This is a genomic window from Paraburkholderia sp. UYCP14C, assembly GCF_004197395.1.
In the GTDB taxonomy this organism is placed as follows: Bacteria; Pseudomonadota; Gammaproteobacteria; order Burkholderiales; family Burkholderiaceae; genus Paraburkholderia.
In genome coordinates, this window is the sequence record NZ_SELS01000244.1 from 1 (window position 1) to 1,460 (window position 1,460).

Annotated in this window: 1 protein-coding gene; it reads right to left on the reverse strand. The window is 59.6% G+C overall.

The annotated features are described in order from the left end of the window. Window positions 1–12 precede the first annotated feature (12 nt). Window positions 13–1,389 (reverse strand): IS30 family transposase, encoded by a 1,377-nt coding sequence (locus EVC45_RS44590; protein ID WP_129964357.1) that lies wholly within the window; start codon window positions 1,387–1,389, stop codon window positions 13–15. Window positions 1,390–1,460 lie beyond the last annotated feature (71 nt).

Sequence of the window (1,460 nt, forward strand, 5' to 3'; positions counted from 1 at the left end):
TACTGGGCGGATTCAACCGGTCGTCGCAACACGAGATTGTTGAACAGATTTTAGGTACTCGTCCAGAGCTTCGGCCGGTGTCTTCCAACCAAGCGTTTTCCGGGGCCTGGTATTCAGTGCATTGGCGACGGCCTGGATCTCTCGAGCGCTCCACCGAGACAGGTCTGTGCCCTTTGGAAAGTATTGCCGCAGAAGGCCGTTCGTGTTCTCGTTCGTACCACGCTGCCATGGACTGTGCGGGTCGGCGAAGAATACCTTCACCCCAGACTCGACCGTGAAGCGGGCGTGATCGGATAGTTCCTTGCCACGATCCCAAGTCAATGACCGCCACAACTGGGCAGGCATATCAGTCACGGTCTTCTTGAGCGCGTTGGCCATCGTGATAGCTCCGTAGCCAGCCAGCGCAGGGCCATTCTTCGTTCTGGGAATCAGCCCGTAGCCTTCTTCGCGAGGCAGGTGGACAAGCATGGTGAATCGACTTGATCGCTCGACCAGCGTTCCGATCGCGGAGCGGTTCAGGCCGACGATCAGGTCACCCTCCCAATGCCCCGGCACAGCACGGTCCTGCGCTTCTGCAGGCCGGCTGGAGATCATTACATCCTCGCTAACGTGCGCCCAAGCCCTGGCTTGTGCCCTGGCCCTCGGCACGCGCAACGCCCGCCCAGTGCGCAGACAGCTAACCAGCTCGCGCTTGAGAGCACCTCGGCTCTGGATATAGAGAGCCTGGTAAATGGCTTCATGAGAGATGCGCATGGATTCGTCATCCGGGAAGTCGATCTGCAACCGGTTGGAAATCTGTTCGGGCGACCAGCCATTGACCCATTTACGGTCACCGCGATGCGGCTTGTTTCTCCCTTTAAACGGCGCGTGGCGGGGCCCGGAAATCTCACGGCCATCAACGGCGCGAACCTTGCCTTCCAGACGGTCTTGCACGTAGTGGCGCAGCCGTGGGTTAGTCACCAGTTTCGAAGGTTTGGGTCGTTTGGCAACCAGTTCCGCTTTCCACTGCGCAACCGAAGCTCGATACTCAAGCCGGCCGCTACGAGTTGCAGCGTTCCGCGTCAGTTCCCGCGAGACCGTTGATGGGCTGCGTCCGATACGGCGAGCAATCTCGCGGACCCCGACACCCTGGAACGAAAGTAGTCCAATCTCTTCTCGCTCCGCGAACGACAAGTACCGTCCCGATATTGGGCTCGACATGGAAAGTGGCATGCCACCATTATGGCGGAACCAGCGGGCGCCTACTGCCTGCGACACGCCAACCGCCTCTGCAGCCTTCTCACTTGTAATGCCTGTTGCGATTTGCTTCCAGAATCGCCGCTCGATCTCACGCCGATGCGACGGTGCACCTGGCGAGCGCATCGCTCCTCGCCCTGTCAACTTCTGCATCCACCCCGCTGGTCGTCCCATAAACACCTCCTCAATTAAAGGTGTTGCGACGACCGGTTGAATCCGCCCTG